The following is a 26954-nucleotide window of genomic DNA, read 5'->3' as shown; positions in this document are numbered from 1 at the left end:
GGCGTTGTCGCGGAAGCGCAGTTCGCGGGTCAACACCGCGCCCCGCAGATCGAGCGTCTGGGCGTACGACAGCACCGTGACCTCGTCGATGTCGAACCACGCGCCTCCGTCGATGCGGAATGTCAGCGGCAGCCAGTTCGGAAGGTTCACCAGGCTCTCGTGTTCGGTGCGCGTGCCGCCGATGAGGTCGTCGAGGCGGTTGTAGACGCCCGAGGCGTATGTTCCGGGATAGTGGACCTGCCCGGCCCTGGATTCCGGTGCGGCGCCGCGCGTGGCGAAGTAGCCGTTGCCCACCGTGCACAGCGCTTCGCGCATCTTCTCGTTGCGCGGGTCGTAGCCGTCGAACGTGTGCGTCCAGGCCTTGCTTGACGCCTCATGCTGGTATGCCAGCCAATTCGCGCCGCGCCGCAGGAACGTCGCGACCTCGGCTGGGCCGCTCAGGGTGAAGCTGGCAGCCGTCGGGCGGCCGCCGTCCTCGTCGTGCCGCACGACGATCCCGATGCCGCTGAACCGGATTGCGTCGAAGGCGTCTTCGTCGGTGAGATCGTCGCCGATGTAGAGCGGCAGCACCCGGCCGGATTGCTGGATTCGGTCCCCGATCCAGCGCAGCGCGGTGCCCTTGTCCCAGTCGATGTTGGGTCGCAGCTCGACGACTTTGCGGCCGCCGGTCACCCGAAGGCCGTGCCGTTGTCCGTTTCGGTGCGCGGCCGCGACCACCTCGGCCACGTGCTCCGGTGCAACGTTGCGGTAGTGGACGGCAACCGCGAACCGCTTGTGCTCCACCCGCGCACCCGGGATCTGGCTGAGTTCGGTGCGCAACTTGTCTGCGGCCGCTTTCAGGACGGGCACCGCGGCCGCCGCCGCGTCGTTCTGGTGGTGACTGCCGTCCGGTCCGATCAGTTCGAAGCCGTGGCTGCCGGCGTACCAGATACCGGGCAGGCCCACCCGTTCGCGGATGTCCGCCAGATCCCGGCCGCTCAGGATCGCGACCGGGCACTGCGCGGCCAGCTGTTCGAGTGCTTTGGCCGCTCCGTCGACGAGCGTTGCGGTGTCGGGATCGGAGACGATCTCCGACAGGGTGCCGTCGTAGTCCAGGCAGACGAACAATTCCCGGCCGGGGACGACCCCGATCAGCTGGCCGTAGGACTCCAGCGCATCCGGCAGCGCCCCCATCCGCGTGTCACCGGTGCGGACCTCGACTTCGGCGAGATCGGAGACGACGACGTCGGCTCCGCTTGCCAAGAGCTCGGCGGCGTGACCGGTCCGGTCGACCCCGATGACGAGTGCGAATCCGCCTTTTCGGCCGGCCTCGACCCCCGCGGTGGCGTCCTCGACGACAACCGACCGCCCGGGATCCGCGCCGAGCCGGTGGCCGGCCTCCAGCAGCACAGCCGGGTCGGGCTTACCGGGCAGGCCCAGCTCCTCGGCCACCACCCCGTCGACGCGCACGGCGAACAGGTCGGCGATGCCGGCGGCCCGCAGCACGTGCTCACAGTTGCGGCTCGATGAGTAGATGGCCGTCGCGATTCCGGCTTGCTGCAGTTCGCGCACCAACGTGACCGTCGAATCGAAGACCGGCACGCCGTCGTTGATCAGGTCGAAAAAGATGTCCTGCTTGCGGTTGCCGAGTCCGCACACCGTGTCGCCGCGCTGATCGGAGGCTTCGCCGCGGGGCAGTGCTATCGCACGGGAGGCGAGGAAATCGGCGACCCCGTCGTAGCGTGGCTTGCCGTCGACGTATCGGCGGTAGTCGTCGGCGGTGAACGGGGAGTGATCCTCGCTGTGGTCGGCGGCCCGATGTGCGAGGTACTCGTCGAACATCTTTTGCCACGCCGCCTGGTGGATGGTGGCGGTGTCGGTGACAACGCCGTCCAGGTCGAACAGCACGGCATCGTGATAGCGCGGGTCGATGAAGACCGGCCTTTCAATCACCCACGTATTGTGCCCGCTATTTCACCGCGTGGAAACGTCGGCTTGGCAATCAGTGCCTTTCGTCGGTCGGCGGGTGACGAAAGCCTCCTGAGCGAAGGCAGGCCGCCTCTTAACGTGGTGTACACGCCGCGCCGAATTGGTCGCCAATTCGGGAAGGAGAGTGCGAAATGGAAAGCCGGCCAAGCCATTCCGGAATCATCGTCGGTGTCGACGGCTCACCGTCGTCGAAGGTGGCGGTCAGCTGGGCCGCACGCGACGCGGCGATGCGCAATGTTCCGCTCACGCTGGTCAGCGTGATCGGCGCGCCGATGGCGGTGTGGTCCGCCACACCGATCCCGGCCGGCTTTCAGCAGTGGCAGCAGGAGCAGGCGCGCAGGCACATCGCGGACGCGATGAAGATTGCGCGGGAAAGCACACCGGATGGCGGCCCTTCGCAGGTCGGCAGCGAGCTGTTCGTGGCGCCCACGGTCCACACGCTGGTGGACCTCTCGAAGGAAGCCCGGATGGTGGTCGTCGGCTGCCGGGGCGAGGGCACCGTCGGTCGGGCGCTGTTGGGCTCGGTGAGCACCGGCCTGATCCATCATGCGCATTGCCCGGTCGCGGTGATCCACGACGAAGACCCGCTGATGCCGCACCCGTCGTCGGCGCCCGTCCTGGTGGGCGTCGACGGCTCGCCGGCCGCCGAACTGGCGACCGCGATCGCGTTCGACGAAGCGTCGCGGCGCGGGGTGGAACTGATAGCGCTGCACGCGTGGGGGGACGTCGTGGCGCTCGAATGGCCGGGTCTGGACTGGGACACGGTGCGACCGGCCGAGGAAGAAGTGCTGGCCGAGCGGCTTGCGGGTTGGCAGGAACGTTATCCCGATGTCACCGTGCAGCGCGTTGTCGAATGTGACCGGCCCGCGCACCGGATTCTGGAGCGGTCCGAGTCGGCGCAGCTGGTCGTGGTCGGCAGCCACGGGCGCGGCGGGTTCGCGGGAATGCTGCTGGGCTCGGTGAGCACGGCGGTGGCGCATTCGGCGCGGATGCCGGTGATCGTCGCCCGCCAGGGGTGACGCGTCACCCGGCTACGGCAGCGGCGCCGACCACCGCAGCAACGTGCCGGCGGTGGGCATGGGCTCGATGGTGAGGGCACCGCCGACTTCCTGTGCGCGGTTGCGCAGGTTGGTCAGGCCGCTGCCGGTCACATCGGCGGGCACCCCTTTGCCGTTGTCGATGACCTCGATGATCAGGTCGTCCTCGACCTTCACGTTGACGGTGAGTGTTGTCGCCGCAGCGTGCCTGACCGCGTTGCTGACCGCCTCCCGGACAACGGCCTCGGCATGGTCGGCCAGCGCCGCGTCGACCACCGAAAGCGGCCCGACGAACTGCACCGTGGTGCGTAGCTGCGACCCGGCGAATTGCGCGACGGCCTCGTCGAGGCGCTGGCGCAGCCGTGTGACGCCCGACGAGGCGCCGTGCAGGTCGAAGATCGCGGTACGGATCTCGCCGATGACCGCCTGCAGGTCGTCCACGGTGTCGGACAGCCGCTGCTGCACCTCGGCCGACCGGGCGCGGGGGATCGTTCCCTGCAGCGCCAGGCCCACCGCGAACAGCCGCTGGATCACATGGTCATGCAGATCGCGGGCGATGCGATCCCGGTCGGTGAGGACGTCGAGCTCCCGCACCCGGCGCTGCGTCGTCGCCAGCTGCCAGGCCAGCGCGGCCTGATCGGTGAAACCGGCCATGATGTCGAGTTGCTCCTCGCCGAACGGGTGCGCTCCCTTTTCCCGCAGCGCCACCACAACGCCGGCGACCGTCTCGGTGGTCCGCAGCGGAAGCACGAGCGCCGGTCCGGGATTCCGCAGCGCGGCCACGGTCAGGTGGATGTCGTCGATCCGCAGCGGAGTGCGTTCCACGAACGCCTGCCCGATCGGTGTCCCGGCCACCGGAATCGACTGTGCCACCATCGTCACGCCGGTGCCGCCGGCCGCTTCGACGATCAGCAGCTCGGACACCTCCGACACCGGCACCTCGGTGTCGACCGGCACCGCGACGAGCACCACGTCGGCACCCGTCAGCTTCAAGGCCTCGCCGGCGATCAGCTGGAACACGGTTGCGGGATCGGCCCCGGCCAGCAGCTCGGTGCCGATGTCGCGGGTCGCCTCGATCCACGACTGGCGGGTCCGCGACTCTTCGTAGAGCCGGGCGTTGTCGATGGCGATGCCCGCGGCCGCCGCCAGCGCCTGGACCAGCACCTCGTCGTCTTCGCTGAACGGCTGGCCGGTGGCCTTCTCGGTCAGGTAGAGGTTTCCGTAGACCTCGTCGCGGATGCGAACCGGCACACCGAGGAAGGTCCGCATCGGCGGGTGGTTGGGCGGAAATCCGACCGAGGCGGGGTGATCGTCGATGTTGTCCAGGCGGATCGGGTGGGGGGCGTCGATCAGCACTCCGAGCACGCCGCGGCCTTCCGGCAGCGGTCCTATTCGTTCGCGGGTCTCCTCGTCGAAGCCTTCGTAGATGAACTCGACCAGCTCGTGGTCGTGGCCCCGCACGCCGAGCGCGCCGTATTGTGCGTCGACCAGTTCGATCGCGGTGTGCACGATGGTGCGCAGTGTGAGATCGAGGTCCAGTCCCGACGTGACCACCAGCATCGCCTCGACGAGGCCGTCGAGGCGGTCACGTCCGCGCACTATCTGCTCGACGCGGTCCTGCACCTCGGTCAGCAGCTCGCGAAGGCGCAGCTGAGCCAACGTGTCGCGAAGCGGACGCTGTCGGCCGTCCTCGTTCTTGCCGTCCACGCCGCTCACGTGTTCATGTTGGCACCGGGTCGGCGCAGCGGTCCAGCCGGTCTACGAATAGTCGGACTGGCCCGCCGGCTTGTCGAGCTTCGACACGAAAACCGCGGCCTGCGTCCGCCGTTCCATGCCGAGCTTGGCCAGCAGCCGTGAGACGTAGTTCTTGACGGTCTTTTCGGCGAGGAACATGCGCGCGGCGATCTGCTTGTTGGTCAGGCCCTCGCCGAGCAGCGCGAGCAGTGCGCGTTCCTGCTCCGTCAGCCCCGACAGCGGATCCGACTGCTCGGCGGCCCCGCGCAGCTTGGCCATCAAAGCGGCGGCCGCCCGGTTGTCGAGCAGCGATTTCCCGGCACCCACGTCCTTGATCGCCTGGGCCAGTTCCATGCCCTTGATGTCTTTGACGACGTAGCCGCTGGCGCCCGCGAGGATCGCGTCGAGCATCGCCTCGTCGGAGGTGAACGAGGTGAGCATCAGGCACCGCAGCCCCGGCAGCCGGGACAGCAGATCGCGGCACAGCTCGATGCCGTTGCCGTCGGGGAGCCGGACGTCGAGCACCGCCACGTCGGGGTTCAGCGCCGGAATCTTGGCCATCGCCTCGGCGACGGACGCGGCCTCGCCGATGACCTCCAGCTCGGGGTCGGCTCCGAGCAGGTCGACGAGCCCGCGGCGGACCACCTCGTGATCGTCGACCAAAAAGACTTTCACCATCCTGGGCCCTCCACGGCGGTCTGAATTGCGGTCAATCGACAAAGCGGTACTCAATCATGCCTCTCACAGGTACCGGGGACATACGACGAGTACCGAGCAATCGGTCTGCTGCAACGCCGCGTGGCCGGCGGGGCCGACCAGTTCCTGGGCATCGCCGGAAAGCGATTTGCCCACCACCACCAGCTGCACCGAATCAGCGTGCTTGGCAAGGTAGTTCAGGATCGTCCCGTGCACGGCGACCGACCGGATCTCCAGCTCGGGATGGCGTCGTGTCCAGTGGGCCAGCCGGCGGTCGAGTTGCGCACGCACCCGCCGGTTCCCGTCGGTCACCGCATTGTCTTCGTGGATGTCGGTGAACCTGGGCTGCCATGCGGTGATCACTCGCAACCGCCCACCGCGCAGCCGGGCTTCCTCGACCCCGCGCTGCAGCACGGCGTTGTTGGCCGGTGAGTCGTCGGCCTCGACCACGACCCACCCGTCCGTCGGGTGGCCCGGGCCGTCGTGGGCTCGCACGACCGCCACAGGGCTGTGCGCGGAAGAGACCAGTCCCGACGCGGTGGAGCCCACCTTGGCCGTGGCCTGTCGCACGCCGATCGGCCCGACGCACACCATCTCGGCTGAACGTGACGCCTGCACGAGTGTGGCGAGCGGGCGGCCATGCGCGATCTCCATCTCGATCTTCACCGGCTTGCCGGTCGCTTCCGCGGCAGCTTGTGCCTCGTGCAGAACTGCTTGACCGGATGCTGATTGCGTTGGGGCGCGCTCTGTTTCGTCGTCGAGAACGTGCACCAGCCGCATCGGGATGTCGCGGCTGACCGCCTCGTCGACCGCCCACACCGCGGCCCTGACCGCCGCCCTGGAGCCGTCGACGCCGACGACCACCGACAACGGCGTCTCGGATTCAGACATGCTCGGCTCCCTGGGTGCTGGCTAGGATTCGACGCTAGCCAGGGGGGCGGCGCCCGGTCAGGGGCCTTTGGTCCCTAATTACGGTACGTTGGTCGCCGTCGCGACCTCCACGGGGTCGTCGACGAGTTCGAACAGCCGTTCCACGTCAGGACGGGTGCAGGGTGCCGTGCCGGGGGTGAGCAGCATGGCCCCGCCGGCGGCGATGCCCAGGCGCACCGCGCCGTCCAGGGACCACCCGCGGCTCAGGCCGACGGTGATGGCGGCCACCATCGCGTCGCCGGCGCCGACTCCGCTGCCGAACGGGACGTCCACCGGTGCGTAGCGCAGGCCCGTGTCGGTGGTCACGAGCAGTGCGCCCCTGGCGCCCAGCGAGACGACGACGATCTCGGCGCGGCCCGTCTCGATGAGCTCCCGCGCGGCGGCCAGCTGGTCCGCCTCGTCGGCGAGCACGCGGCCGACGCATTCGCGCAGCTCGCGCACGCTGGGCTTGAGCAGATGGACCCGGGACGAGATGTTCTGCAGCCCAGCGCCGGAGGTGTCGAGAACCAGCCGGGTTCCGGTGGCCCGGCAGATCTCGGCCACCGACTCGTAGAAATTCCCGGGTACGCCCGGCGGCAGGCTGCCGCTGGCCACCACGTAGTCCGCCGAAACCGCGGCCGCGGCCAGCTCGGCCAGGCACGCAGCCTGCTCATCGGGGTCCAGAGTCGGGCCCGGCAACACGAACCGGTACTGGCGCCCGGTACTTCGTTCGTTGACGGTGAGGCTTTCCCTGGTATCGCCCGCGATGTCGATCCGCCGGATCGGTATGCCCGCGGAGCTGACGAGATCGGTGACGATGTCGCCGGCCGCTCCGCCGGCGGGGAAGATCGCGCACACCGGCGCGCCGAGGACGCGGACGGTGCGCGCGACGTTGATGCCTCCGCCTCCCGGGTCGTATCGGGCCGGGCCGCAACGCAATTTGTCGGTGGGCAGGACGCGCTCGGTGTCGGTTGTGACGTCGAGCGCCGGGTTCATCGTCAGCGTGACGATGGTGGGTTCTGCGCGCATGTCTGGTGTCAGTGCAGCGCGGCGACCGGCTCGTCGGCCACGGCTTCGATGTCGGAGGCGGTGGCCGCGAACAGCTGATTCGACAGGTTCGCCAGGGCCCGCGCGACCGCGAGTTCGTCGCCTATGTCGGCGATGTTGCGGTCGGCCGGGTTGAGCCACGCGATTCCGACGCCCACCAGGTCGCGGCCCCGCCAGTGCAGCCGCGCCTTGGCGCGGGTGCGACGCGGGTGCTCGTCGATCCACACGTCGACGGTCCACTGCTTGATGTCGTTGCCGGAGTCATGCTGGTCCATCGCTGCATCCGACCATCTGTCGCAAACTGCTGATAGGGACCGAAGTCACGTATCGCCAGGCCGTTCGTCGACGCTCGGTGCGGATGCCGGCTGCCACGAGTGCAGCGATCGCAGCAACGCGTTCTTCTTGTAGTGATGTTTGGCCATCCGCCTCAGGATGTTGTCGAGCGCGACGAGGGCCTCGTTGATGTAGGGACCCTTGTTGAGCATCGCGCATTCGGCGCGCTCGCTCATCGCGGCGTCGCTGATCTCCGCACGGGACGGGTTGCCGGTCTTGGCGAGTTGCTCGAGCACCTGGGTCGCCCAGATCACCGGCAGGTGTGCCGCCTCGGACAACCACAGAATTTCCTCCTGAAGCTCCGCCAGCCGCTCATAGCCGCATTCGACGGCGAGATCGCCGCGTGCAATCATCACCCCGACCCTGGGCCGCCGCATGACGGTGAGCAGCAGTTGCGGAAGATGCTCGAACGCCTGCCGGGTTTCGATCTTCAGGATGATGCCCGGTGAATCGTCCTCCAGCCGGTCCAGCTCGTCCAGCAGGTGCTCGACGTCGGATGGATCGCGCACGAACGACAGCTCGATGAGGTCGGCCAGCTCGACGACGGTTGGCAGGTCGGCGATGTCCTTGTCGGTCAGCGCGGGAATCGGCAGGCGGGTGTCGGGGACGTTGATGCCCTTGCCGGCCCGCAGCTTTGAACCTTGCCCGGCCGCGTGCTCCACACGGATGGCGAGCTTTTCGGGGTGGACCCGGACGATGCGTCCGCCTATCCGGCCGTCGTCGATGAGAACCTTTTCGCCCACCCGTGCGTGGTCGAAGATTTCGGGCAGCGTGCAGCCGATCTTCGCGACGCCGCCAGGGGTGACGGTGGCCGGGGAACAGTCGCGGGTCAGCTCCAGGACGTCGCCTCGAAAAAGCGTCAGGCTGCGTTCCGTCGGCGGGATCACGCCCAGCTCGACCGGCTCGTCCAGGCCGTCGACGTCCAGCACCGTGCCGGTGGCAAGGTAGCTGGTCTTGTCCGCCGAGACCACGAATCCGTCCACGGAGTCGGTACTTTCGGCCACTTCCCGCACTACCAGCTCTCGCCTCGCGCCGCGGGTGTCCCTAAGGCATAACACGTCGCCGACGGTGCGGCGGCGCAGCCACCGCCGCGGCACGGGGAGGCACGCCATGCCGGGCAGCGGTGGGCTCGCCGGCTGCTCGGCCGACGTCAGCCATGCCTGCGCCGGTGCGATGACGTTGCCGAGTTCGTCCTTCTTGGGCCGCAGCTTGACGCTTCGCGGCCCGGGTTCCAGCGGACCCGTTCGCAACTTCGGCCCGGCGAGATCCATCGCGATGCGGCAGGCCCGCCCGCTGGTTTCGGCTGCTTCTCGCACGTGCCGGGCCATGGCACGCCACGCGTCGGCGTCGTCGTGGGCACAGTTGATACGGGCGATGTTCATCCCGCCGTCCACCAGTGCGCGGATCAGGGCCGGGTCGTCTGCGGCCTCGGACGGCAGCGTGACCATGATGCGGGTCGCGCGGCCAGCCGGAGCTGGCCCGAGCAGCTCGGTGGCTCGTTTGCGCAGCAGACGGTTTCCGTCGTCTATCCGGACCGCGGACGGTTCGGGAGGTTCCCAGCCACCGCCGAGCATCGCCGAGATCGCCGATGCGACCAGCGACAGCGTCGCCTCCACGTGTGGCTCGCTGCGACCCAGCGACGACAGTCCGAATCCGGCCAGCCGTGACTGCAGGTCGCGCAGATCGGTCTGCCGTATCGACCAGTAGTGCACGAGATTCCGGGCGCTCGCCCGATGCTCGGGTGCGATCGCGGCAAGCCACCGCGACCACAGCGTCTCCGCTTCGGACAACTTCGTCAACAGTTCGCTGACATCGTCATGGAGCCGGACGAGCCGCTGCCTCGTCAGGTCGACGCTGACCGGATGCGGGCGTGGCGCGTCCGTCATGGCCCGGCGGCGACGTGATGAGGACACGACGGACTCCTGTGGCTGCTGGGGCCGGTTTAGCTGGAAAAAAGCATCACTGCGATGGTGCCGCCCCATGCCGACACGTCGGTTACCCACGTGTGAACAACGTCAGCCACGAAATCGCAGCACCTCGTTGACGGGTCGACGTGGCGTTGCCGGCGGAAGATCCTCGACAGCGGGCGTTCTGCCGATTCGGATCAGCAGCTGGGGCAGGCCGTTCTGGCCGGTGAGCCCGCGGATGATGTCGCGGCTGGCGGCCATCTCGGTCATGTGCGACAACGTGCACGTCGCCAACCCGGCCATTGTGCATTCGAGCAACACCGTCGACAGCACCTCGCCGCACCGCAGCACCTCGCCGCGGGTGTCGTCGCTTGTCGACAGCGCGACGATCTTCGATCGGTCCGAGCCGTACTCCGGGCGCCGCTGGGTGTGGCCCGTCGTCGGGAAGGCGCGGGCCACGTCGACACGGCCGGCCTCCGACTCCGAAAGCAGTGATGTCGGCGGCACACCCTCGTCCGTCTCGAAAGGCGACGTCCACCAGTGCAACTCGGCTTGGTAGGACGAGTCGTAGCGACGCAGTTCCTCGGTCAGCCGGGACGCCTTGGCCAGCTGGGGCCGGGCAGCGTCGGGCACGACGTCCAGCATCGCGTCGCGGTCGGCGAGCGTGTCGTCAAGCAGCAGCTCGAACGAGTTCCAGTCCGTGGGCGCGGCGAACGGCAGGCGATCGGTGCGCCGGCGCAGGATCGCGTCGGCACGCCGGCGGTGCGCTTCGGTGACGAACTCCATCCGGCTGAAGTCAAGGGTGGCAAGGTGGTCCGGGTCGTTCGGGTTGGGGAACCGGTCGGTGGCGCTGTCCCAGCCGGAAGCCGCCATCGCGACCCGGAAGTGATCCAGCACCGCGCCGCAACTGAGGATGACTTCCCGCCCGGAGCTGTCGGTGCCATGCCCGATCCGGCCGCGGTCGGCGAACAGGTGCACCACCGGCCCCTCGGCCACCCACCGCCACGGCTGGCTGTTGTGCAGCGAGGGGGCGCGGCAGGCCAGCATCACCGCGTTACGGATCAGCCCGGAATCGACGGTAGTCCGTGTCATGTAAACCACCCGTGAGTCATTGGCGTCGACGCTAGTCGCCGCCCCGCGGGCTGCCAGAGCCGTTGGTCCTTCCGGTGGGGGACTTTGCGCCCGCGGGACGACCGCTGGACACCTGCGCGCCGGCCATCGCGCCGCGCTGGGCGAAGTGCCCTCAATCGTGTACTGGCTCCCCGAGTGCGTCGGGATGGGAATCGACGGGGTGTCGATCGGCAGCAATGACCTGACCCAGCTGGTGCTCGGCGTCGATCGCGACTCCGATGTGTGCGCGGAGTTGTTCGACGAGTCGGATCCGGCCGTGCTGCACGCCATCGGCCGCACCATCGCCACCGCACGCGAATTGGGCATCACGTCATCGCTCTGCGGTCAGGCGCCGTCAACCAAGCCGGCTTTCGCCGAGCACCTGGTTCGCATGGGCATCACGTCGGTGTCGGTCAACCCCGACGCGGTCCCGGCCGCCCGCCGCGCGGTTGCCACGGCGGAAAAGCGGCTGCTGCTCGAATCGGCCCGCGCGCCGCGAACGTGAACACACTGCGAAATTTCCCGCCGGATTTCGCAGCAGCTTCACGCTCGCGGCCCACCTCCTGACCACGAAGACCACGATGCGCTATCCCGCGGCGCTCTCTTCGTGCGCCGTCAGCAGCAGATGGTCGACGCGGTTGCGCTCGTCCCCCGACAGCAGTTCGGACGCCGCCACCGCCGCGACGAACCGGGCGGCGATCGTGCGGAGCTTCACGTTCGTCTGCTTGGAGCGCCACGCCAAGACGTCGGATGCGCGCTCGGCGGTGACCCCGTGGGTCAGCATCATGATCCCGATGGCCTGGTTGATCACGGCGCGGTTCTCGTCGATGGTGGCGACGACCTCGTTGACGGACTGCTGAAGGTCGGTGTCGAACTCCTCGGTGATGTCGACATAGAAGCCCGAGGTGCCGTCGACCTGGCCGTCGGGCCCGTACAACCGGTCACCGACCACCACCACGAGGTGGATGTCACCCGCCGTGTCGATGATGCGGTGCCGGCTGCTGAACGGCACGCCGTGCCGCCGGACCTGTTCGATCAGTTCCGCGACGGTCGGCTTGTCGTCCGGATGCTTGTGCGAGAGCACCAGCTCGGTCGTGGGCTGGACCGTACCCGGCTCGTAGCCGTGCATCTGGGCCACTTCGTCGGACCACTCCCAGCGGTTTTCCCGCATCAGGAAGCTGAAGCTGCCGACGCGCGGCCACTCCGAAGTCCGGCGACCCGCCTGCTCGATCACACCGCGATTTTGGCATGGCCCGACCGCCCCCGGGCTGGAATTATCCGGCGTGCAATGCCTCGGCCAGTGCCGCGATGTGGGAGGTGGCGACGTCGTAGCCGGGGAAATACACGCAGACCCGCTCGGCGACGTCGCCGAACCGGTTCACGATCTCGCGGGCGCATTCCTCTGGTGTGCCGCGGACGGCCAGGACGGTGACCATCGCGTCGTCGATCAGGTCGGTCATCGCCGTCACGTCCATCCGCTTGGACAGCGCGTTGAGCTCGGGCTGAAGCTCACCGCGTCCCTCGACCTCGAGCACCGGCGCGTAGGCGGGCGTCGATCCGTAGAACGCCAGCAGCTGGCGCACCCCGGCGGTGGCGGCGGCCAGCTCGTCGTCCGTGCCGCCCATCGCGGCGATCACCTGCGGGAAGATGTCGAACTCGGCTCGGCTGCGGCCGGCCCTCTCCAGTCCTGCGTCGACGGCGGGCAGCGTTCGTTCCCGGAAATGTCGAACCGAATGAAACGGCATCACCAGCAGGCCGTCGGCCACCTCGGCCGCCGTGCGGGTCATCACCGGACCGAGCGCGCCGAGATAGATGGGCGGCATGCCGAACGGGTTCGGCCCCGGGTTGAAGGCCGGCGGCATCAAGGTGTGCTTGGTGAACTCCCCCCGGAACTCCAGCCGGCGCCGGTGCTGCCAGGCGTCGAAGATCGCCCGCACGGCCAGCACGGTTTCGCGCATCCGCGCCGCCGGCCGGCTCCACGTGCTGCCGTAGCGGCTCTCGACGTGCGGCCGGATCTGCGATCCCAGGCCGAGGCGGAACTTGCCGCCCGACAGCAACTGCAGGTCATAGGCGGCGTGCGCCAGGTGCAGCGGGCTGCGCGGCAGCGCGATCGCGACGTTGGTCATCAGCTCGACGTCGGTCACCGCCGCGGCGGCCGCCAGCGGCAGGAAGACGTCGTGTTGGCCCTCGAACGTGAACAGGCCGTCGACGCCTGCCGCGGCGAGTTCGGTCGCCCGCTCAGCCGACCGGTCGGGTCGGGCGTCGAGCTGGATATGCAGGAACATCGCCGTCCTATACCTGTTGGGCCGCAGCCGATGTCAGGGACACGATTCGACCGGTTCTCCTGAGCGGACAGTATCGGACGCGGGGCCGCGGCTGACCAGCCGCACAGATGAAAGCGGCTAGGCCACAGCAGACCCCGCGCACCGGGAAAAGTGATGCCGTAGTTACCAATGGCGTTGATGTGAAACTTGAGGTTCCTGTCGTACCCTGTGGCTCGTGCCCGTGTCCCGACGCGACCTGCTGAAGTTGGCGGCTGCCGTGCCGGCCGTCCTCGCCATCCCCGGCGCGCTGGGAGCCGCTACCGCGTCCGCGGCGCCGCTGGGCATCCTGCTCGACTATGCGGCCGGGGTGATCAGCGCTAACGCACTCAAGGCAGCGGGAGCGGCCGGGGCCGTCCGTTACGTCTCCGACCGCCGGCCGGGCGGTGAGTGGATGCTGGGCAAGCCGATCCAGGTGGCCGAGGCACGCGACCTCTATCAGAACGGGTTGAAGATCGTCTCCTGCTACCAGTACGGAAAGCAGGCCTCCGCCGACTGGCTCGGTGGCCAGCCGGCGGGCGTCCAGCACGCGCAGCGGGGCTGGCAGCTGCACGTCGCCGCCGGCGGGTCCGTCGGCGCCCCGATCTACGGCTCGATCGACGACGATCCGACTCCCGACCAGTACAAACAGCAGGTGGCGCCATACCTGCGGGGCTGGGAGCAGGTGCTGGGCCACCAGCGGGTCGGCGTGTACGCCAACTCCAAGACGATTGACTGGGCGCTGCACGACGGCCTGGGCTCCTACTTCTGGCAGCACAATTGGGGGTCGCCGCCGGGCTTCACGCACCCGGCGGCCCATCTGCACCAGGTCGAGATCGACAAGCGCAGCGTCGGCGGTGTCGGGGTGGACGTCAACTACATCCTCAAGCCCCAATTCGGGCAGTGGGACTGAGCCCGAAGGGGCCGAACCTTACCGCCAGGTAAGGTGATCCAGCAAACTTCCAGAGGCGATTTCAGTGAACAGATGTGGACTCACAGACCGGGCAGGTGCTTGGCCGAGCGCCGTGACGTGCGGCGGACGATCAAAGATTTTTACATAACGATTCGATAACAATCACGCTGTGATCTGCACTGTTGTAGCTACTCGACCGTAACCACCTGCATGCAGGACGTTTGTCCCGGATCCCGGAGGCGCGCGTCAGACCGGGCGTTACCTCGCCGACTGTTACCCGTCCGTAGTACTAGCCAGTAACCATGTCAGGCGCTCAGACGGGGCCGATCCTTATGCCACTCTTAGTGCAGCGGGTGGCGTCACCGCCGCCGGCGGGACACCGTGCAGTCGAGATGACTGGGATTCGACGGGGAATCGCAACACCTTCGCAGGGCAGCGCAGGTCAGCACGCCGAGATACGAAACGCGATGAAGAAGCACATAGGAGAGACGTGACGATCTACGAATACGACAGGGTGTCGGCAGGCCGCGACGGCGATTCCCCGGAGCCGTCGCATGGCGCTCACGCCCTGGTCGATCGTCTGAATGCCGGCGAGCCGTACGCGGTCGCCTTCGGCGGCCAGGGCAGCGCCTGGCTGGAAACCCTCGAAGAGCTGGTGTCCTCGGCGGGCATCGAGTCCGAGATTGCCACGCTGGCCGGTGAGGCCGATCTGCTGCTCGCGCCGGTGGCGCGGGATCTGGTCGTCGTTCGGCCGATCGGCTTCGAGCCGCTGCGCTGGATGCGCGCGCTGGCCGCCGAGGAGTCGGTGCCCGGCGCCAAGCAGCTGACCTCGGCGGCCACGTCGGTTCCCGGCGTGCTGCTGACCCAGATCGCCGCGATCCGTGCGCTGGGGCGCCAGGGCATGGACCTCGTCGGCACCCCGCCGGTGGCCGTGGCCGGGCATTCGCAGGGCGTGCTGGCCGTCGAAGCGCTCGGGGCCGCCGGCGCCAAGGACGTGGAGCTGCTGGCCATGGCGCAGCTCATCGGCGCCGCGGCGACGTTGGTGGCGCGTCGGCGCGGCATCGCGGCGCTGGGCGACCGCCCGCCGATGGTGTCGGTGACCAACGCCGACCCGGACCGGATCGCCGAGCTGCTCGACGAGTTCGCGCAGGACGTGCGCACCGTGCTGCCGCCCGTGCTGTCGATCCGCAACGGCCGCCGCTCGGTGGTCATCACCGGTACCCCTGAGCAGCTGGCGCGTTTCGAGCTGTACTGCCGGCAGATTGCCGACGCCGAGGCCGCCGACCGCAAGAACAAGGTGCGCGGCGGTGCGGTGTTCTCGCCGGTGTTCGACCCGGTGCAGGTCGAAGTGGGTTTCCACAGCCATCGGCTGTCCGGCGGCGTCGAGATGGTGGGTGCGTGGGCCGACAAGGTCGGCCTCGACGTCGCGCTGGCACGCGAGATGACCGAGGCGATCCTGGTGCGCCAGGTCGACTGGGTCGACGAGATCACCGAGCTGCACGAGGCCGGCGCCCGCTGGATCCTCGACCTGGGGCCCGGTGACATCCTGACGCGGCTCACCGCGCCGGTCATCCGGGGTCTCGGTGTGGGCATCGTCCCGGCCGCGACCCGCGGCGGCCAGCGCAACCTGTTCACCGTCGGCGCGGTGCCCGACGTCGCCCGGCCGTGGTCGACCTACGCACCGACGCTCGTCAGCCTGCCCGACGGCTCGGTCAAGCTGTCGACCAAGTTCACCCGGCTCACCGGCCGTTCGCCGATCCTGCTGGCGGGGATGACGCCGACCACCGTCGACGCCAAGATCGTCGCCGCCGCGGCCAACGCCGGCCACTGGGCCGAGCTGGCCGGTGGCGGCCAGGTCACCGAGCAGATCTTCGACGATCGGATCGCCGAGCTGACCACGCTGCTCGAGCCGGGCCGTGCCGTGCAGTTCAACGCGCTGTTCCTCGACCCGTATCTGTGGAAGCTGCAGGTCGGCGGCAAGCGGCTGGTGCAGAAGGCACGTCAGTCCGGCGCGCCGATCGACGGCGTCGTGGTCAGCGCCGGCATCCCCGACCTCGAGGAAGCCGTCGGGCTGATCGGGGAGCTCAACGGCGTCGGCATCAGCCACGTGGTGTTCAAGCCCGGCACGGTCGAGCAGATCCGCTCGGTCATCCGCATCGCCGCCGAGGTGCCCACCAAACCGGTGATCGTGCACATCGAGGGCGGCCGCGCCGGCGGCCACCACTCCTGGGAGGACCTCGACGACCTGCTGCTGGCCACCTACTCCGAACTGCGGTCGCGTTCCAACATCACCGTCTGCGTCGGCGGCGGCATCGGCACCCCCGAACGCGCGGCCGAGTATCTGTCGGGCCGCTGGGCGCAGCGCTTCGGTTACCCACTGATGCCGGTGGACGGCATCCTCGTGGGCACCGCGGCGATGGCCACCAGGGAATCGACCACCTCGCCGTCCGTGAAGCGGATGCTGGTCGACACCAGGGGCACCGACCGGTGGATCGGTGCCGGAAAAGCCCAGGGCGGCATGGCTTCCAGCCGCAGCCAGCTCGGCGCCGACATTCACGAGATCGACAACACGGCGTCGCGCTGCGGACGGCTCCTCGACGAGGTGGCCGGTGACGCGGAGGCGGTGGCGGCCCGCCGTGACGAGCTGATCGCCGCGATGGCCGACACCGCCAAGCCCTACTTCGGCGACGTCGGCGAGATGACCTATCTGCGGTGGCTGCAGCGCTACGTCGAGCTGACGATCGGCGACGGCGACAGCACCGCCGACACCGCGTCGCGGCACAGCCCCTGGCTGGCCGACACGTGGCGCGACCGGTTCGCGGAGATGCTGAAGCGGGCCGAGGCCCGGCTGCATCCGAAGGACTTCGGCCCGATCGAGACGCTGTTCGCGGATGAGGAGCTGCTGGAGCGGCCCGGCGACGCGATCGCCGCGCTGCTGGCCCGCTACCCCGATGCCGGGACCGTGCAGCTGCACCCGGCCGACGTGCCGTTCTTCGTCCAGCTCTGCAAGACCCTCGGCAAGCCGGTCAACTTCGTGCCGGTGATCGACAAGGACGTCCGCCGCTGGTGGCGCAGCGACTCGCTGTGGCAGGCCCACGATGCGCGTTATGACGCCGATCAGGTCTGCATCATCCCCGGGACCGCCTCGGTGGCCGGCATCACCCGCGTCGACGAGCCGGTCGGCGAATTGCTGGACCGCTTCGAGCAGGCCGCCGTCGACGATGTGCTGGCATCGTCGGGTGCCGGGCCCGCGCCCGTCGCCGCGCGCCGGCGGGGCCGCACCGACGTCACCGGTCCGCTGGCCGTGGTGCTCGACGCGCCGGACGTGCTGTGGGCCGGGCGCACCGCGACCAACCCGGTTCACCGGATCGCCGACCCCGCCGAGTGGCAGGTCCACGAAAACCGTCCGGCGGCCCGGGGATATCCCAGCGCCACACATCCGTCCACCGGCGCCCGACTCGAGGTGGCCGGCGACGGGGCCGTGGTGCTGAGCGTGCCGCTGGCGGGCACCTGGATCGAGATCCGGCTCACGCTGCCCGAAACGATCCGCGACGGCGGCGCGCCCGTCGTGTCCATCGATGACGCGGCGACCGCGATGCGTTCGGTGCTGGCGATCGCCGCCGGCGTCGACGGTCCCGAGTCGTTGCCCGCCGTGCACGACGGCGCCGCGAAGGTCAGTGTCATCTGGAATCCCGAAGAGGTCGCCGATCACACCGGTGTCACCGCAACGTTCGGCGCGCCGCTGGCGCCGGGCCTGTCGGTCGTGCCCGACGCGCTGGTCGGGCGCTGCTGGCCGGCTGTGTTCGCCGCGATCGGCGCGGCCGTCACCGCCACCGGCTTCCCGGTCGTCGAGGGCCTGCTGAGCCTGGTGCACCTCGACCACGCGGCGCACATGCTGGCACCGCTGCCCACCACGACCGCCGAATTGCTGGTCACCGCAACGTCTTCGGAAGCGACCGACACCGAGGTCGGCCGCGTCGTCCCGGTTTCGGTGACGGTCGCCGACACCGACGGCGCCGTGCTCGCCACGCTCGAGGAGCGCTTCGCGATCCGCGGACGCACGGGTGCGGTGGAGCTGACGGATCCGGTCCGGGCCGGGGGAGCGTTATCGGACAACGCCACCGACACGCCGCGTCGCCGCCGTCGTGACGTCACCCTCGCCGCGCCGATCGACATGCGGCCGTTCGCGGTGGTCTCCGGCGACCACAACCCGATCCACACCGACCGGTCCGCGGCGCTGCTTGCGGGCCTGAAATCTCCCATCGTGCACGGGATGTGGCTCTCGGCTGCGGCCCAGCACGCCGTCACCGCCACCGACGGAGAGGCCCGCCCGCCGGCCCGGCTGCTCGGCTGGACCGCCCGTTTCCTCGGCATGGTTGAGCCGGGCGACGAGGTCGACATCCGCGTCGACCGCGTCGGAATCGACCAGGGCGCAGAGGTTCTGGACGTCGCCGCCCGCATCGGATCCGAGCTGGTGATGTCGGCGACGGCGCGGCTGGCCGCACCCAGGACCGTGTACGCGTTCCCGGGCCAGGGCATTCAGCACAAAGGCATGGGCATGGAGGTGCGTGCCCGGTCGAAGGCCGCCCGCAGGGTGTGGGATTCCGCGGACAAGTTCACCCGCGAGACGCTGGGGTTCTCGGTGCTGCACGTGGTCCGCGACAACCCGACCAGCCTGATCGCGTCCGGCGTGCACTACCAGCACCCCGAGGGTGTGCTTTACCTGACGCAGTTCACCCAGGTCGCGATGGCCACCGTCGCCGCCGCCCAGGTCGCCGAGATGCGCGAGCAGGGTGCGTTCGTCGAGGGTGCGATCGCGTGCGGCCACTCCGTGGGCGAGTACACGGCGCTGGCCTGCGTCAGCGGGGTCTACGAGCTGGAAGCACTGCTGGAGGTGGTGTTCCACCGCGGCTCGAAGATGCACGACATCGTGCCCCGCGACGAGCGGGGCCGCTCCAATTACCGGCTGGCCGCGATCCGGCCGTCGCAGATCGACCTCGCCGACGCCGACGTTCCGGCTTTCATCGATGAGATATGCCGGCGCACAGGCGAATTCCTGCAGATCGTGAACTACAACCTGCGCGGCTCGCAGTACGCCGTCGCCGGCACCGTACGCGGTCTGGAGGCGCTGGAGGCCGAGGTGGAGCGCCGCCGCGAGATCACCGGTGGCCGCCGCTCGTTCATCCTCGTGCCCGGCATCGACGTGCCGTTCCACTCGAGTGTGCTGCGGGTCGGTGTCGCCGACTTCCGCCGCTCGCTGGAGCGCGTGATGCCCCGCGACCAGGATCCCGACCTGATCATCGGGCGCTACATCCCGAACCTGGTGCCGCGGCCGTTCTCGCTGGACCGCGACTTCATCCAGGAGATCCGGGATCTGGTGCCCGCCGAGCCGCTCGACGAGATCCTCGCCGACTACGACACCTGGCGTGACGAGAACCCGCGCGAGCTGTGCCGCAAGGTGGTCATCGAGCTGCTGGCCTGGCAGTTCGCCAGCCCGGTGCGCTGGATCGAAACCCAGGACCTGCTGTTCATCGAGGAGGCCGCCGGCGGCCTGGGCGTGGAGCGCTTCGTCGAGATCGGCGTGAAGTCCGCGCCGACCGTCGCCGGGCTGGCCACCAACACGCTGAACCTGCCCGAATACGCCCACAGCACGGTGGAGGTGCTCAACTCCGAGCGCGACGCCGCGGTGCTGTTCGCGACCGATACCGATCCGGAGCCCGAAGAGGACGCGCCGGCCCCGGAGGTCCAGGCCGCCGCCCCTCAGGCCGCCGCCCCCGAGGCCGCCGCCCCCGCCCCGACCGCGGCGCCCACCGCGGCCCCGGGTACCCCGCGCCCCGACGACATTTCGTTCGACGCGGCCGACGCGACGCTGGCGTTGATCGCGCTGTCGGCCAAGATGCGGATGGACCAGATCGAACCCCTGGATTCGATCGAGTCGATCACCGACGGTGCGTCGTCGCGGCGCAACCAGCTGCTGGTCGACCTCGGCTCCGAGCTGAACCTCGGCGCGATCGACGGCGCCGCCGAGGCCGACCTTGCTGCGCTGAAGGCGCAGGTGAGCAAGCTGGCACGCACGTACAAGCCGTTCGGCCCGGTGCTCGGTGATGCGATCAACGACCAGCTGCGCACGGTGCTCGGCCCGTCGGGCAAGCGGCCCGCGGCCGTCGCCGAGCGTGTCAAGAAGGCGTGGGAGCTCGGCGACGGCTGGGCCAGGCACGTGACCGTCGAGGTCGCGCTGGGCACGCGGGAGGGCAGCAGTGTCCGCGGCGGCAGCCTCGCCAGCCTGCACGACGGTGCGCCGGCCGACGCCGCGACCGTCGACAAGGTCATCGACGCCGCGGTGGGCGCGGTGGCCGCGCGGCGCGGAATCGCGGTCGCGCTGCCCGCTGCGGGCGGCGGCGGCGGTGGCACCGTCGACACCGCCGCGCTGGGCGAGTTCACCGAGCAGATCACCGGCCGCGACGGTGTGCTCGCCTCGGCCGCCCGCCTCGTGCTGAGCCAGCTCGGACTGGACCCGAAGGTCGCCACCCCCGAGGCGGCGTCCGATGCCGAGCTGATCGACCTGGTCACCACCGAACTCGGTTCGGACTGGCCGCGCCTGGTGGCGCCGGTCTTCGACGCCAGGAAGGCGGTTGTGTTCGACGACCGCTGGGCCAGCGCCCGGGAGGACCTGGTCAAGATCTGGCTCGCCGACGACGACGAGATCGACGCCGAGTGGCCGCGGCTGTCCGAGCGGTTCGAGGGGGCCGGCCACGTCGTCGCCACCCAGGCCAACTGGTGGCAGGGCAGGGCACTGGCCGCCGGGCGCAACATCCACGCGTCGCTGTTCGGCCGGATCGCCGCGGGTGCGGAGAACCCGGGCAAGGGCCGCTACAGCGACGAGATCGCTGTGGTGACCGGGGCGTCGAAGGGTTCGATCGCCGCGTCGGTGGCGGCCCGGCTGTTGGCGGGCGGGGCCACCGTCATCGCCACCACGTCGAAGCTCGATGACGACCGGCTGGCGTTCTACCGCGCCCTGTACCGCGACAGCGCCCGCTTCGGCGCGACGCTGTGGGTGGTGCCCGCCAACATGGCGTCCTACTCCGACATCGACGCACTCGTCGGGTGGATCGGCGGTGCGCAGACCGAAAGTCTTGGACCGCAGTCGATTCACATCAAGGACGCGCAGAACCCGACGCTGCTGTTCCCGTTCGCGGCTCCGCGTGTCGCCGGCGATCTGTCCGAGGCCGGCGCGCGCTCCGAGATGGAGATGAAGGTGTTGCTGTGGGCCGTGCAGCGGCTCATCGGCGGGCTGTCGGCGATCGGGGCCGACCACGACATCGCGTCTCGGCTGCACGTCGTGCTGCCCGGCTCCCCGAACCGCGGCATGTTCGGCGGGGACGGCGCCTACGGCGAAGCCAAGTCCGCGCTGGATGCGGTGGTGTCGCGGTGGAAGGCCGAATCGTCCTGGGCGCAGCGGGTTTCGTTGGCCCATGCGCTGATCGGCTGGACGCGCGGCACCGGGCTGATGGGCCACAACGACGCGATCGTCGGCGCGGTCGAAGAGGCGGGCGTGACCACCTATTCGACGGAGCAGATGGCGTCGATGCTGTTGGCCCTGTGCGACGTCGAGTCCAAGGTGGCCGCGGCGCGCGAGCCGCTGCAGGTTGACCTCACCGGCGGGCTCGGCGACGCCGGGATCGACCTGGCCGACCTGGCCGCCAGGGCCCGTGAGCAGGCCACCGGCGAGCCTGCCCCCGACGCCGCCGATGATGCGGCCACGATCGCCGCGCTGCCGTCGCCGCCGCGCGGGTTCACGCCGGCGCCCCCGCCGGCGTGGGAGGACCTCGACATCGACCCCGCGGACCTGGTGGTGATCGTCGGCGGCGCGGAGCTGGGCCCGTACGGCTCGTCGCGAACCCGCTACGAGATGGAGGTCGACAACGAGCTGTCAGCCGCCGGTGTGCTGGAGCTGGCCTGGACCACAGGGCTGATCAAGTGGGAGGACGACCCGCAGCCCGGCTGGTACGACTCCCGGACCGGTGAGCTGGTCGACGAATCCGAGCTGGTCGAGCGCTACCACGACACCGTCGTACAGCGTTGCGGCATCCGCGAGTTCGTCGACGACGGGGCGATCGACCCCGATCACGCGTCGCCGCTGCTGGTGTCGGTGTTCCTCGACAAGGACTTCAGCTTCGTGGTGTCGTCGGAGGCCGACGCGCGGGCGTTCGTTCGGTTCGATCCCGAGCACACGATCGCCACGCCGGTGCCCGACGGCACCGACTGGCAGGTCACCCGCAAGGCCGGCACCGAGATCCGGGTGCCCCGCAAGACCACGCTGTCGCGCACCGTCGGCGCGCAGATCCCGACCGGGTTCGACCCGACCGTCTGGGGCATCAGCGCCGACATGGCCAGCTCGATCGACCGGGTGGCGCTGTGGAACATCGTCGCCACCGTCGACGCGTTCCTCTCCGCCGGGTTCAGCCCCGCCGAGCTGATGCGCTGGGTGCACCCCAGCCTGGTGGCCAGCACGCAGGGCACCGGCATGGGCGGCATGACCTCGATGCAGACCATGTACCACGGCAACCTGCTGGGCCGCAACAAGCCGAACGACATCCTGCAGGAAGTGCTGCCGAATGTCGTTGCGGCGCATGTGGTTCAGAGCTACATCGGCAGCTACGGCGCGATGATCCACCCGGTCGGCGCGTGTGCGACCGCGGCGGTGTCGGTCGAGGAGGGCGTCGACAAGATCCGGCTGGGCAAGGCCGAGCTGGTGGTCGCCGGCGGCTTCGACGACCTGACGCTGGAGGCGATCATCGGGTTCGGTGACATGGCGGCGACCGCCGACACCGAGATGATGCGCGCCAAGGGCATCAGCGACTCGAAGTTCTCGCGTGCCAACGACCGGCGGCGGCTGGGCTTCGTCGAGTCCCAGGGCGGCGGAACGATCCTGCTCGCCCGCGGCGACCTGGCGCTGAAGATGGGGCTGCCGGTGCTCGCGGTGGTCGCCTACGCGCAGAGCTTCGCCGACGGCGTGCACACGTCGATCCCGGCGCCGGGCATCGGCGCGCTCGGCGCCGGCCGCGGCGGCAGGGATTCGGTGCTGGCCCGCTCACTGGCGAGGCTGGGGGTGGGCGCCGACGACATCGCGGTGATCTCCAAGCACGACACCTCGACGCTGGCCAACGACCCGAACGAGACCGAGCTGCACGAGCGGCTCGCGGACTCGATGGGCCGCTCCGACGGCGCGCCGCTGTTCGTGGTGTCGCAGAAGAGCCTGACCGGCCACGCCAAGGGCGGCGCCGCGGTGTTCCAGATGATGGGGCTGTGCCAGATCCTGCGCGACGGCGTGATCCCGCCGAACCGCAGCCTGGACTGCGTCGACGGCGAGATGGCCTCGTCGGCGCACTTCGTGTGGCCGCGGGAGACCCTGCGCCTCGGCGACAAATTCCCGCTCAAGGCGGGCCTGGTGACCAGCCTCGGCTTCGGGCACGTCTCGGGGCTGATCGCGCTGGTGCACCCGCAGGCGTTCCTGGCCACGCTGGATGACGGGCAGCGTGGGGCGTACCGCGAGCGCGCCGCCGGCCGGGTGCTGGCCGGCCAGCGCCGGCTCGCGTCGGCGATCGCCGGTGGGCGACCGCTCTACGAGCGGCCCGCCGACCGTCGGTTCGACCACGACGCGTCGGAGAAGCGCCGGGAGGCCGAGATGCTGCTCGACCCGGCGTCTCGGCTCGGCGAAGACGGCCTCTACGCGCGGTAGCGTGCGGTGCTATGGCGATAGTCGGGCTGGGGATCGATCTGGTCTCCATCCCCGACTTCGCCGAACAGGTCGACCGCCCGGGCACGGTGTTCGCGGAGACCTTCACGCCGGGTGAGCGCCGCGACGCCGCCGACAAGAGCTCCTCGGCGGCCAGGCATCTGGCCGCCCGCTGGGCCGCCAAGGAGGCCGTGATCAAGGCGTGGTCGGGGTCGCGGTTCGCCCAGCGGCCGGTGCTGCCGGAGGGTATTCACCGCGACATCGAGGTCGTCACCGATATGTGGGGGCGGCCCCGGGTCCGGCTCACCGGGGCGATCGCCGAACACCTCGCCGAAGTGACCATCCACGTGTCGCTGACCCACGACGGGGACATGGCCGCGGCGGTGGCGGTGCTCGAGTCGCACTAGCCTCGACTGCATGACCGATCTCGTCGAGCGAGTGCGTGGCGTGCTGCCGTCGGTGCGGCGCGAACTGGAAGACCTGGTGCGGATCGAGTCGGTGTGGGCCGACCCCGGCCGGCGCAACGAGGTGCACCGCAGCGCGCAGGCGACGGCCGCACTGCTGCGGGCGGCCGGGTTCGACGACGTTCAGATCGTCGCCGAAGGGGGCGCGCCGGCCGTCATCGCGCGCCATCCGGCGCCGCCCGGCGCGCCGACCGTGCTGCTCTACGCCCACCACGACGTGCAACCCGAGGGCGACCACGCGCAGTGGGCGTCGCCGCCGTTCGAGCCGACAGAGCGCAACGGCAGGCTGTACGGGCGCGGTGCCGCCGACGACAAAGCCGGTATCGCAACGCATCTGGCGGCGTTCCGCGCGCACGGCGGCCGGCCGCGGGTCGGGGTGACGGTGTTCGTCGAAGGCGAGGAGGAGTCCGGCTCGCCGTCGCTGAGCCGGCTGCTCGCCGCGCACCGCGACAGGCTGGCAGCCGACGTGATCGTCATCGCGGACTCCGACAATTGGAGCACCGACGTGCCCGCTCTGACGGTGTCGCTGCGCGGGCTGGCCGACTGCGTGGTGGAGGTGGCCACCCTCGACCACGGCCTGCACTCGGGCATGTGGGGTGGCGTGGTTCCCGATGCGCTCAGCGTGCTGGTGCGGCTGCTGGCCGGCCTTCACGACGACGACGGCAACGTCGCGGTCGAGGGCCTTTCTGAGGCGACCGCCGCCGACGTCGACCGCACACCCGAATGGGTCCGCGCCGAGTCGGGCATGCTCGAGGGCGTCCGCGAGATCGGCAGTGGCACGGTCGCGCAACGTCTTTGGGCCAAGCCGGCGATCACGGTCATCGGCATCGACGCGACGCCGATCGCATCGTCGTCGAACACGCTGCTGCCCAGAGCGCGCGCCAAGGTCAGCTTGCGGGTGGCGCCGGGCGGCGACGCCAAGGCTCACCTCGACGCGTTGACGCGCCACCTCGAGCGGCACGTGCCGTGGGGCGCGCACGTCACCGTCACGCCGGGCGATGTCGGTCAGCCGTATGCGATCGACCCCACCGGCCCCGTCTACGACGCGGCCCGCGCGGCGTTCCGCCAGGCCTGGGGCAACGATCCCGTCGAGATGGGCCAGGGCGGATCGATCCCGTTCATCGCCGCGTTCGCCGAGGCGTTCCCCGACGCGAAAATTCTGGTGACCGGCGTGGAAGATCCTGCAACGCAAGCCCACAGCGTTGACGAGAGCGTGCACCTCGGGGTGCTCGAACGCGCGGCGACGGCTGAGGCGCTGCTGCTCACCAACCTCGCCGACCTCGCCGACCTCACCGACCTCGCCGGGCGCGGCTCACACTGACAGGTCGCGGCGCAGTTTTTCGACGTGCCCGGTGGCCTTGACGTTGTACTGCGCGACCTCGATCCGGCCCCGCTCGTCGACGACGAAGGTGGAGCGGATGACGCCCTGCACGATCTTGCCGTACATCTTCTTCTCGCCGAAGGCGCCCCACGCCGTCAGCACCTTGCGGTCCGGGTCGGACAGCAGCGGAAAACTCAGATGCTGGGCATCGCGGAACTTCGCCAGCTTTGCGGGGGTGTCGGGGGAGATGCCGACGACGTCGAGGCCGGCGTCGTTGAGATCGGCCAGATTGTCGCGGAAATCGCATGCTTCCTTCGTGCAGCCGGGGGTGGCGGCCGCCGGGTAGAAGTAGACGATCAGTTTGCGGCCCCGGTAGTCGGCGAGCGACACCTTGTTGCCGTCGGCGTCGGACAGGCTGAATGACGGGGCTTTGTCGCCGACCTCGAGTCGCGCGGGGGTGGTCATCCGTGGGATTCCCTTTCTTCCTCTACCGGCACGTGGGTTTGTGCGCAGGCTGATCTAGGGTAGTTCGGCAAGCAACCCCGAAAACGCGGAGGACACCGTGGCGGACCGAGACCCCGAGGCCATCAAGCAGGAGATCGACACGGCCCGCGACCAACTGGCTGCCACCGTGGACCAGCTCACCGAGCGCGCCAACCCCCGCAGAATCGCCGAGGACATCAAGGCCGGGCTAATCAATTTCGTCAGGAAACCGGCGGTGACTTTCGCGCTGGTCGGTGTCGGCGCGGTGACCGTCGTGCTGGTGATCCGGAGGGTCCGCAACCGCTGACGGCGCCCGCGTCAGGGCCCGGCGGACCGCCGCGTCGCGCGGCGCCACCAGTCCGCCAGCGCCAGGCCGCAGCTGGGCAGCGCGGCCTGGTGGCCGAGCCGATTGCAGGTGTAGACACGCAGGACCGCCTGTTGCTCGACACGGCCCGTCGCCAGGCGGGGGCGGACAGTCGACATGCTGGCTAAGACCTCGATTCGCGTCTTGAGCGGCTATCCCACCGCATCGCGGGGGACTTAGCTAACGGAACCTTAGCAGAACGAAAGGTAAAGACCAAGCCCGACCTGCGGATCGTCAAGAAAAGCTGGCTAGCCGGTTACCGCGACGTAACCTCGGTCACAATCGGCGGGAGGCGGGTGCCAGGACCTCGAGCAACGAAACGAGCGTGGTGCGCCGTCAGGGTTTCGAACCCCGGACCCGCTGATTAAGAGTCAGCTGCTCTACCAACTGAGCTAACGGCGCGTCGACACGCGACAATAACAGTCTATCGATCGGTGACAAAAGCTGACCCCGCGCGCGACGGGCCGATCGGCGACGGTGCGGTGGCGCGCCGCATGCCGGCCCTGCCCTTAGACTGTTTCCGGTTGACGCCAGCGAACGAGGCCGGGTTACGAGGTGGAGCAAAGCATGTGGCAGGTCCGTTCGGTGACCCGTCCGCGGCGTTCGGCCTTGCTGGCGGTGGTCGCGCTGAT

At 69.6% G+C, this 26954-nt stretch carries 18 protein-coding genes, 1 tRNA gene and 1 pseudogene; 7 read left to right on the top strand and 13 right to left on the bottom strand.

The window, feature by feature from the left end; translation table 11 throughout:
• Positions 1 to 1929, bottom strand: a 1929-nt coding sequence (gene otsB / locus VKG81_RS04370; RefSeq protein ID WP_324390070.1) for a trehalose-phosphatase, incomplete at its 3' end; no start/stop codon positions are given.
• Positions 1930 to 2099: 170 nt separating this feature from the next.
• Here otsB and VKG81_RS04365 point away from each other — a divergent pair.
• A complete protein-coding gene (locus tag VKG81_RS04365) occupies positions 2100 to 2987 on the top strand; it encodes a universal stress protein (RefSeq protein ID WP_324390066.1) in 888 nt (295 codons plus the stop codon).
• Between the two features lie 12 nt (positions 2988 to 2999).
• Here the strand turns inward: VKG81_RS04365 and VKG81_RS04360 are convergent, their stop codons facing one another.
• The 7 genes from VKG81_RS04360 to VKG81_RS04330 form a co-directional block, all read right to left on the bottom strand.
• Positions 3000 to 4721, bottom strand: coding sequence for a GAF domain-containing sensor histidine kinase (locus VKG81_RS04360; protein ID WP_324390064.1), 1722 nt, complete (start codon positions 4719 to 4721; stop codon positions 3000 to 3002).
• Positions 4722 to 4763: 42 nt separating this feature from the next.
• A complete protein-coding gene (dosR, locus tag VKG81_RS04355; protein WP_324390062.1) occupies positions 4764 to 5417 on the bottom strand; it encodes a hypoxia response regulator transcription factor DosR/DevR in 654 nt (217 codons plus the stop codon).
• Positions 5418 to 5480: 63 nt separating this feature from the next.
• Positions 5481 to 6326, bottom strand: a complete 846-nt coding sequence (locus VKG81_RS04350) for a universal stress protein (protein ID WP_324390060.1) — start codon at positions 6324 to 6326, stop codon at positions 5481 to 5483.
• Between the two features lie 78 nt (positions 6327 to 6404).
• Positions 6405 to 7373: a 1-phosphofructokinase family hexose kinase gene (locus VKG81_RS04345; RefSeq protein ID WP_324390058.1), complete on the bottom strand. Its 969-nt coding sequence runs from the start codon at positions 7371 to 7373 to the stop codon at positions 6405 to 6407.
• A gap of 8 nt (positions 7374 to 7381) precedes the next feature.
• Positions 7382 to 7666, bottom strand: coding sequence for a DUF1876 domain-containing protein (locus VKG81_RS04340; RefSeq protein WP_324390056.1), 285 nt, complete (start codon positions 7664 to 7666; stop codon positions 7382 to 7384).
• A gap of 45 nt (positions 7667 to 7711) precedes the next feature.
• Positions 7712 to 9610 carry a pyruvate kinase gene (locus VKG81_RS04335; protein WP_414685156.1) on the bottom strand — a complete coding sequence of 633 codons (1899 nt, stop codon included), beginning with the start codon at positions 9608 to 9610 and terminating at the stop codon, positions 7712 to 7714.
• Between the two features lie 129 nt (positions 9611 to 9739).
• Positions 9740 to 10723: an Acg family FMN-binding oxidoreductase gene (locus VKG81_RS04330; RefSeq protein ID WP_324390051.1), complete on the bottom strand. Its 984-nt coding sequence runs from the start codon at positions 10721 to 10723 to the stop codon at positions 9740 to 9742.
• Between the two features lie 106 nt (positions 10724 to 10829).
• Between VKG81_RS04330 and VKG81_RS04325 the strand changes: the two are divergent.
• Positions 10830 to 11246 (top strand): annotated as a pseudogene (locus VKG81_RS04325) (putative PEP-binding protein); the annotation flags it as partial.
• A gap of 81 nt (positions 11247 to 11327) precedes the next feature.
• On the opposite strand, the gene VKG81_RS04320 reads toward VKG81_RS04325, so the two are convergent.
• Together VKG81_RS04320 and VKG81_RS04315 are read right to left on the bottom strand one after the other, a co-directional pair.
• Entirely contained in the window at positions 11328 to 11912 is a 585-nt protein-coding gene (locus tag VKG81_RS04320; protein ID WP_324390068.1) for a PAS and ANTAR domain-containing protein, read from the bottom strand.
• Positions 11913 to 12015: 103 nt separating this feature from the next.
• Complete coding sequence (locus VKG81_RS04315) at positions 12016 to 13026, bottom strand: TIGR03617 family F420-dependent LLM class oxidoreductase (protein ID WP_324390049.1); 1011 nt, start codon at positions 13024 to 13026, stop codon at positions 12016 to 12018.
• A gap of 214 nt (positions 13027 to 13240) precedes the next feature.
• Between VKG81_RS04315 and VKG81_RS04310 the strand changes: the two genes are divergently transcribed.
• From VKG81_RS04310 to VKG81_RS04295, 4 genes are all read left to right on the top strand, one after another.
• Entirely contained in the window at positions 13241 to 13954 is a 714-nt protein-coding gene (locus VKG81_RS04310; protein WP_324390046.1) for a DUF1906 domain-containing protein, read from the top strand.
• Between the two features lie 490 nt (positions 13955 to 14444).
• Positions 14445 to 23693 (top strand): polyketide synthase, encoded by a 9249-nt coding sequence (locus VKG81_RS04305; protein ID WP_324390043.1) that lies wholly within the window; start codon positions 14445 to 14447, stop codon positions 23691 to 23693.
• Between the two features lie 11 nt (positions 23694 to 23704).
• Positions 23705 to 24097 (top strand): holo-ACP synthase, encoded by a 393-nt coding sequence (locus VKG81_RS04300; RefSeq protein WP_324390039.1) that lies wholly within the window; start codon positions 23705 to 23707, stop codon positions 24095 to 24097.
• Positions 24098 to 24107: 10 nt separating this feature from the next.
• The gene (locus tag VKG81_RS04295) at positions 24108 to 25475 is read left to right on the top strand and encodes a dipeptidase (RefSeq protein ID WP_324390038.1); all 1368 of its coding nucleotides are present in this window, start codon (positions 24108 to 24110) and stop codon (positions 25473 to 25475) included.
• Here the strand turns inward: VKG81_RS04295 and bcp are convergent.
• Complete coding sequence (bcp, locus tag VKG81_RS04290) at positions 25467 to 25940, bottom strand: thioredoxin-dependent thiol peroxidase (RefSeq protein WP_324390036.1); 474 nt, start codon at positions 25938 to 25940, stop codon at positions 25467 to 25469. The two genes, VKG81_RS04295 and bcp, sit on opposite strands and share 9 nt — an antisense overlap.
• Before the next feature lie 97 nt (positions 25941 to 26037).
• Here bcp and VKG81_RS04285 point away from each other — a divergent pair, with 97 nt between their 5' ends.
• On the top strand, positions 26038 to 26265 hold the full coding sequence (locus tag VKG81_RS04285; protein ID WP_324390034.1) for a DUF3618 domain-containing protein: 228 nt from the start codon (positions 26038 to 26040) through the stop codon (positions 26263 to 26265).
• An 11-nt stretch (positions 26266 to 26276) separates the two neighbouring features.
• Here VKG81_RS04285 and VKG81_RS04280 read toward each other — a convergent pair whose 3' ends face one another.
• Together VKG81_RS04280 and VKG81_RS04275 are read right to left on the bottom strand one after the other, a co-directional pair.
• Positions 26277 to 26441, bottom strand: coding sequence for a hypothetical protein (locus VKG81_RS04280; RefSeq protein WP_324390032.1), 165 nt, complete (start codon positions 26439 to 26441; stop codon positions 26277 to 26279).
• Positions 26442 to 26648: 207 nt separating this feature from the next.
• A tRNA-Lys gene (locus tag VKG81_RS04275) sits at positions 26649 to 26724 on the bottom strand.
• Between the last annotated feature and the right edge of the window lie 230 nt (positions 26725 to 26954).

The sequence above is a fragment of the Mycobacterium sp. genome (genome assembly GCF_035314905.1).
Taxonomy (GTDB): domain Bacteria; phylum Actinomycetota; class Actinomycetes; order Mycobacteriales; family Mycobacteriaceae; genus Mycobacterium.
Note: the sequence above shows the minus strand (reverse complement) of the source record. Positions and strands in the feature narration are given on the sequence as shown.